Source organism: Nocardia sp. NPDC055050 (genome assembly GCF_053608345.1).
Genome location: NZ_JBSGVG010000055.1, coordinates 25,680 through 32,575, shown reverse-complemented (window position 1 = coordinate 32,575; position 6,896 = coordinate 25,680). Strand labels below are relative to the sequence as shown.

The following is a 6,896-nucleotide window of genomic DNA, read 5'->3' as shown; positions in this document are numbered from 1 at the left end:
CGCCGGGGCGTAGGCGACGAAGGAGCAAGCCCCGGTGCCTGACCGGCGGCCCCTCAGGGCCGCGGACACGCGCGCGCCAGCGCGCCGACAAACACAGTCGAACCGACCTGGGACTACCGAAGCCCGATTCCCCACCCCAGAACCCGTCACCCCCGCACACGACGGCGAACTCGGCCCAGTGATGCCGATCGGCTAGTGTCGCCTTCGTGCTCGCACCCGAACGGCGGACGCGCGCCGATATCTTCGTAGCAGTCGCGATCGCCGTCACCCTCGTGGTGGCGGCGTTCGTCGTATGGGCGCGCGCCGATGCCACCGGAACGGACTCGGTGACGGCGACCGCCCCCGCCCCCACCATCACCGCGGCCACCCAGCTGCCCACCACCTTGCGCGAGCAGTGGCACGCCGCCGACGAGTCGAGCAGGCGCGCGCTCACGTCGGGCAATGTGGTGGTGACCGGCGATCACGGCACCGTGAGTGGGCGCGATCCGCTCACCGGCAATCAGCTGTGGTGGTATCGCCGGGATATGCCGCTGTGTGGGGTCGAGTCGCAGTTCGGGACCGTGATCGCGACCTATCGCGATCAGCGTGGGTGCAGCCAGTCCGTGATGCTCGAGGCCGATACCGGTGCGCGCCGGGTCGCGCGCAGCAGCTACATGGACGACGAGATCCGTGTCAGCGGTGACGGCACCTACCTGCTGGCGCTCGGCGCGAACCGGCTGGAGATGTGGCGTTCGGATCTGGTACGCACGCTCGAGTACGGCTACGTGGATGCCCCGGTGAATCCGAACACCCAGCCGCGCAACGGATGTGCCCTGCGGTCGGCCGCGTCGAGTTCCTCGCGGCTGGCCGTGCTCGAGCGCTGCCCGGGTGACGCGACCGACCGGCTGACCGTGCTCAATCCGGCGCCGAAGGAATCGACCGCCCCCGAGGAATACGGCTCGCGGGTGCTCACCGCACCGGGTGCCGACGCGCCGCAGATGCGGGTGATCGCGGTGTCGGACAACAAGATCGCGGTCTACTACCCGCCGACGCCCGCGACCGCCACCGGCCTCGGGCTGCCGGCCAGGATCGCCGTGCACGACGGCACCGGCAACGAGATCGCGACCTACCAGCTCGCCGCCCCGTGGGACGAGCGCACCACGGTGACCCGTCTCGGCTCGGCCATCTACGTCTTCACCGGCAACAGCCTGATCGCCTTGAGCTCCAGCTCATTACAGCCGGTCTGGACGGTGCGCGACGCTCTCGGCACCCCCGCCCTGATGGCGGGCAGGCTGCTGGTCCCGGTCCCCGACGGGCAGCTCGCGGTGGACAGCGGCAACGGCGCGACCGTCGCCCAGATCCCGCTCGCGCGCACCGACTACCGCGGCGACACCATCTCCACCGCCGTCCTGGGCAACACGGTCTTCGAACGACGCGGCGGACAGCTCTACGCGCTCGGCTGAACCCGCACTGCCATGATGGACCCATGTCCACACCCGATGCCCGCCTGGTCCTGCTGCGCCACGGCGAAACCGAGTGGTCGAGTCAGCGCAAGCACACCAGCTTCACCGACTTGCCGCTGACCGAGCTGGGCGAAACCCAGGCCGTCGCGGCCGGGCTGGTGCTGAAATCCCTCGACCTGCGCGATCCGCTGTGCTTCACCAGTCCGCGCCTGCGGGCGAGACACACCGCCGAACTGGCAGGTCTGTCGCCGATCGAGGTCGACGACGATCTGGTCGAGTGGAACTACGGCGAGTACGAGGGCATCACGACCGCGCAGATCCGCGAGACCGTCCCCGGCTGGACGGTGTGGACCGCGCCCGTGCCCGGCGGGGAGACGGCCGAACAGGTGGGCGCCAGGGCCGATCGGGTACTCACCCGGGCGGAGCCGGAGCTGGCGCGGCGCGACGTGGTCCTGGTCGGTCACGGGCACTTCTCGCGGGTGCTGATCGCGCGCTGGGCGGAGTTCGCGGTGCGTGAGGGACGCCGCTTCGCGATGTCGACCGGTGCGGTGAGTGTGCTCGGCTTCGACCACGACGCCCGCTCCATCTGGGGCCACAACCTGACGACCCGCACCGAGCCGATCGAAGGAGCCCACCGATGAGCGCATTCGTCCGCCGCGCCACCCCCGCCGACGTGGCGGCGATGGTCGGGCTCGTCCACGATCTGGCCGAGTACGAGAAGGCTCCCGCCGAGTGCACGCTCACCCCGGAGCAGTTGCGGTCCGCGCTGTTCGGGCCTGCCCCCGCGCTCTTCGCGCATGTCGCCGAGAACGATGGTGACGTGGTCGGCTGTGCCATCTGGTTCCTGAACTACTCCACCTGGGACGGCGTGCACGGCATCTACCTGGAGGACCTGTACGTGCGACCCGAGACCCGCGGTACGGGGCTCGGCCGCGCCTTGATCGCGGCGCTGGCCGCCGAAGCGGTCGAACACGGCTACAGCCGGGTGTCGTGGTCGGTGCTCACCTGGAACACACCGTCGATCGAGTTCTACCGATCTCTCGGCGCCGCACCGCAAGACGAGTGGATCGGCTATCGACTCGCCGGTGCCGAACTGTCGGCGCTGGCCGCCACCGCGAGCTGAACCGTGCGCATCGCGTTGCCCCACGATTGGCCACGGACACCCGACGAGGCGATCGCCCTCCAGGACGAACTCCGCCCTTCGGTATCCACCGAAAACCCCGCGCCGCCGCAATTTTCGACGGCGGCCGGAATTGATTCGGCGTATGCCGACGACGGCACCGTCGCGACGGCCGCGGTAATTATCGACATCGCCACCATGGAAACGGTGGAATCGGCAGTCGCACACGGCATTTCGGAATTCCCTTATGTACCTGGGCTACTCGCGTTCCGGGAACTGCCCGCAACGGTTGCCGCATTGGAAAAGCTCACTGTCACACCGGATCTACTCGTGTGTGACGCACAGGGTGTGGCGCATCCCCGGCGTTTCGGATTGGCGTGTCACGTCGGATTGCTCACCGGAATTCCGACCATCGGTGTCGCCAAATCGGTGTGGGGTGAATACCGCGCGCCGGGGCCGCGCCGCGGTGACGCCAGCGACGTGACGATCGACGGCGAGGTCGTCGGGCGCGCGCTGCGCACGCGCGACGAGGTGAAGCCGCTGTTCGTCTCGGTCGGCCACCGCATCGACCTCGACACCGCCTGCGACCGGGTACTGGCCCTCACGCGGGGTTTCCGGCAACCCGAGACCACCCGCCGAGCCGACCACCTGTGCCGCCGGGCACTGCGCGCGGCCACGGCCTGACCTACGGACGCTCGTCGTCCTCGGGGATCTCGCCGTAGTCCTGAGCCATGAATCGACTCGTGGCAGGAGCGAACAGCGCGGCCAATCCGGCGACCGCCACGAGCCCGAGCAAGCTGCCCCACAGCGGCTGATGTGAGTCGGTCAGCAACGACCAGGCCACCGGCAACAGCAACACGTTCGCGATGACCGCGATGGCCCGCCCCCAGCGTTTGCCGCGCAGCAGCCCGATGCCCGCGGCGAGCACCCCGCCGAACAGCACCCCGAACCAGATCGCGGTGCCGACCCCGCTGGCCGCGGACTGATCGTGTCCGGTCAGCGCCCGCACGATCAGCACGATCGCGGTCACCACCCCGGCCAGCCCCTCCAGCGAAACCAGCCCACCGGCCACCCGCACTGTCGTCGGGATACCGGTCGACACCTGGTCGCCGCCCTCGCGCTGGTCACCGTCTGTCACGTCCTGCTCTGCCACGTGCCCAGCCTACGACGACGTGTCGTGGCGCCCGGCGCGCGCCGGGTGTTCGCCCGCGCGCACTACCCTCGGCACTGTGCGGACGTTGCTCATTGTCAATCCCAATGCCACCTCGACGACCCCGGCCACCCGGGATCTGCTCGCTCACGCCTTGGAGAGCCGAACGCAGCTGACCGTTGCGCACACCCAGCATCGCGGCCACGCGGCCGAACTGGCCCAGTGGGCATCGACGCAGGAGATGGACCTGATCGTCGTGCACGGTGGCGATGGGACGGTCAACGAGACCATCAACGGCTTCCTGCCGGTGCCCCAGGTCGGCGACGACCAAGTGTGGCGCCCACGTCTCGGGATCATCCCGGGCGGCTCGGCGAACGTCTTCGCCCGCGCGCTCGGCATCTCCCCCGATCCGGTGACAGCAACCAACCAGCTCATCGATCTGCTGGCGCGCGACGCCGACCGCCGGATCGGGCTCGGTCTCGCCGACGACCGATGGTTCACCTTCAGCGCGGGCGTCGGCCTCGACGCCGATGTGTGCGAGTCGATCGACACCGCGCGCGCCAAGGGCCGCAAGGCGACGCCCGCGCGCTATCTGCGCACCACGGTCCGGCAGTTCTTCCGGGCTCGGCGGCAGAATCCGAGCGTCACCCTCGAGGTAACAGGACGGGATCCGGTCGAGGAGGTCTATTACGCCTTCGTCACGAATTCGAGTCCGTGGACCTATCTCGAGGACCGCCCGATTCGCACGAATCCCACCACCACCTTCGAATCGGGCCTCGGCGTGTTCGCGGTGCGGTCGATGAGTGTGACCCGCACACTGCTGCTTGCGCGGCAGTTGCTGGCCGAGAATGGAAACCCCAAGTCGCCCATACTTTTCCGCGCCGACGACGTGCCGTCCGTGCGAATCGAGACGGGCCAGGAGATCGGCCTGCAAATCGATGGCGACTTCATCGGAAAACGCAAGATGGTGCATTTCACATCCGTCCCCAGCGTGCTCGACGTGGTGGCACCCAAGCCGTCCTGACCACCGGACGGCAAGAAAAATCTCCTGGTTGCGCTGCGAAAACCCGGAGACGCGAGTACAAAGGACCGGGCAGGTTCCCCTTGCGGGGGCCTAGAGCGTGATCTCCCCCACGGTGCGCCGGAGACCTATTGACATCTACGGTGATCGTGAAAGCATTCACAAGCAACCGTGCGGAAACATTCGAGTCGCACAAGTGAACGATCCACTAACTACAGGCGCCCTTTGTGGCGCCCTCGCAAAGGAGCAGAGGAATGGACTGGCGCCACAAGGCCATCTGTCGCGATGAGGACCCCGAACTGTTCTTCCCGGTGGGTAACAGTGGTCCTGCGCTCGCGCAGATTGCCGATGCCAAGCTGGTCTGCGCCCGCTGCCCCGTCACGGCCGATTGCCTGTCATGGGCCCTCAAGTCCGGACAGGATGCCGGCGTGTGGGGTGGAATGAGCGAAGACGAGCGTCGCGCGCTCAAGCGGCGCAACGCGCGCACCCGTACGCGTACCTCCGTCTGAATCGACGGACCTGGCGTTGCCGGGCCATCAGCCCCGGTCCGGTAACGCATGTGTGAGAACCCGGCACCTTCACGGTGCCGGGTTTATTGTTGCCCACCTGAGGTTTCCGTAGCCTCAGCGCCCGGAACGGCGTCCGAGCGGAACCCGCAACACCGCGTCGGTGCCCACATCGGCACCCGGATGCAAGCCGATCGAGCCACCCAGTTCCGAGGTCACCAGGGTGCGCACGATCTGCAAACCCAACCGGTCGGAACCTTCCAGACTGAACCCTGACGGCAGGCCACGGCCGTCGTCGGAGATGATCACGTCGAGCCAGCGAGCCGACCGTTCCGAGCGAATCGTCACGGTACCGTTCTCCCCCGCGTCGAAGGCGTGCTCGATCGCGTTCTGCACCAGTTCCGTCAAGACCATCACCAGCGGCGTCGCCCGTTCGGCGGAGAACACCCCGAGCGAACCCGCGCGGCGCACCTTGATCCGCGCGGTGTGCACCGTCGCCACATCGGCCATGATCGGCAGCAGCCGGTCGATGACCTCGTCGAGGTCGACTTCCTCGTCCACCGACATCGACAGCATCTCGTGCACCGAGGCGATGGAGGTGACCCGTCGCACCGATTCCGTCAGCGCCACTTGGGCTTCCGGGTTCTCGGTGCGGCGCGCCTGCAATCGCAGCAGCGCCGCCACGGTCTGCAGATTGTTCTTCACCCGGTGGTGGATCTCACGGATCGTGGCGTCCTTGCTCAACAGCGCGCGATCGCGCCGCTTCACCTCGGTGACATCGCGCACCAGCACCGCGGGCCCGGCCAGTTCCCCGCCCGGACGCAGCACCAGGGTGCGCAACAGCACCGTCGCCCCGCGCGCCTCGACCTCCATCCGGCGCCCGGTTCGCCCGGCGAGCGCGGCCTGGATATCGGCCACCACTTCCTGGGCGTCGAACGGATCGGTGATCAGCGAGCGGGTGGTCACCGCGAGATCCTGGCCGACGAGATCGGCCTGCATCCCCATCCGGTGATAGGCCGAGAGCGCGTTCGGGCTCGCGTAGACGACGATGCCGTCGGTATCGAGCCGGATGAATCCGTCGCCCGCGCGCGGGCTGGAATGCGTGGCCGCCCGATCCTCGGGCGTCGGGAAACTGCCGTCGGCGATCATCTGGCACAGATCGTCGGCGCACGACACATACGCCGTTTCGAGGGTGCTGCGGACCCGCGAGCGCGCCAGGTCGGAATCGCGGCTGAGCACGGCGATCACATCGTCGCCGCAGCGCACCGGAATCGCTTCGCGCACCGCGTGCACCGGGCTCGGGTGATAGACCCCGCTCACCTCGACCTCGGTGTCGGTGCGCACCGTGTGTCCGCTGAGCAGGGCATCGAAGACCTGCGGGAAGTCGGTGCGCGAGGCGGTGGTGTCGACCTTGTCGTCGAGATGCACGGTCGGCGCGGTCGTGGGCCGGATCTGGGCCACACACACCACATCGGAACCGTCGACGACCGGGCCCGCGCCCACCCACAGCAGCAGATCGGAGAACGAGAGGTCGGCGAGCAACTGCCAATCGCCCACCACCCGTTGCAGATGGTCCACGGCGATGCCGGGAAGGTCGGTGTGTTCGGCCAGGAGCTCGCTCAGTGTTGCCACGCTGGATCTACCGCTTCGTTGCTCG

The 6,896-nt window shown here is 68.2% G+C and carries 8 protein-coding genes; 6 read left to right on the top strand and 2 right to left on the bottom strand.

The window, feature by feature from the left end; genetic code table 11:
• Window positions 1–206 precede the first annotated feature (206 nt).
• The 4 genes from ACWGCN_RS33150 to ACWGCN_RS33135 are packed head-to-tail and all read left to right on the top strand — an operon-like array spanning window position 207 to window position 3,246.
• Window positions 207–1,442 (top strand): Rv3212 family protein, encoded by a 1,236-nt coding sequence (locus ACWGCN_RS33150; RefSeq protein WP_452459777.1) that lies wholly within the window; start codon window positions 207–209, stop codon window positions 1,440–1,442.
• A 23-nt stretch (window positions 1,443–1,465) separates the two neighbouring features.
• On the top strand, window positions 1,466–2,083 hold the full coding sequence (locus tag ACWGCN_RS33145; RefSeq protein WP_379312580.1) for an acid phosphatase: 618 nt from the start codon (window positions 1,466–1,468) through the stop codon (window positions 2,081–2,083).
• On the top strand, window positions 2,080–2,565 hold the full coding sequence (locus ACWGCN_RS33140; protein WP_452459778.1) for an N-acetyltransferase family protein: 486 nt from the start codon (window positions 2,080–2,082) through the stop codon (window positions 2,563–2,565). Before ACWGCN_RS33145 ends, ACWGCN_RS33140 begins: the two co-directional genes overlap by 4 nt.
• Before the next feature lie 3 nt (window positions 2,566–2,568).
• Entirely contained in the window at window positions 2,569–3,246 is a 678-nt protein-coding gene (locus ACWGCN_RS33135; RefSeq protein ID WP_379312579.1) for an endonuclease V, read from the top strand.
• A gap of 1 nt (window position 3,247) precedes the next feature.
• On the opposite strand, the gene ACWGCN_RS33130 is transcribed toward ACWGCN_RS33135, so the two are convergent.
• The gene (locus tag ACWGCN_RS33130; protein WP_378652422.1) at window positions 3,248–3,652 is read right to left on the bottom strand and encodes a hypothetical protein; all 405 of its coding nucleotides are present in this window, start codon (window positions 3,650–3,652) and stop codon (window positions 3,248–3,250) included.
• A 139-nt stretch (window positions 3,653–3,791) separates the two neighbouring features.
• Between ACWGCN_RS33130 and ACWGCN_RS33125 the strand changes: the two genes are divergently transcribed.
• The gene (locus ACWGCN_RS33125; protein WP_452459779.1) at window positions 3,792–4,736 is read left to right on the top strand and encodes a diacylglycerol/lipid kinase family protein; all 945 of its coding nucleotides are present in this window, start codon (window positions 3,792–3,794) and stop codon (window positions 4,734–4,736) included.
• Between the two features lie 251 nt (window positions 4,737–4,987).
• Window positions 4,988–5,242, top strand: a complete 255-nt coding sequence (locus ACWGCN_RS33120) for a WhiB family transcriptional regulator (protein WP_022567051.1) — start codon at window positions 4,988–4,990, stop codon at window positions 5,240–5,242.
• A gap of 114 nt (window positions 5,243–5,356) precedes the next feature.
• On the opposite strand, the gene ACWGCN_RS33115 is transcribed toward ACWGCN_RS33120, so the two are convergent.
• The gene (locus ACWGCN_RS33115) at window positions 5,357–6,871 is read right to left on the bottom strand and encodes a sensor histidine kinase (protein WP_379312578.1); all 1,515 of its coding nucleotides are present in this window, start codon (window positions 6,869–6,871) and stop codon (window positions 5,357–5,359) included.
• Window positions 6,872–6,896 lie beyond the last annotated feature (25 nt).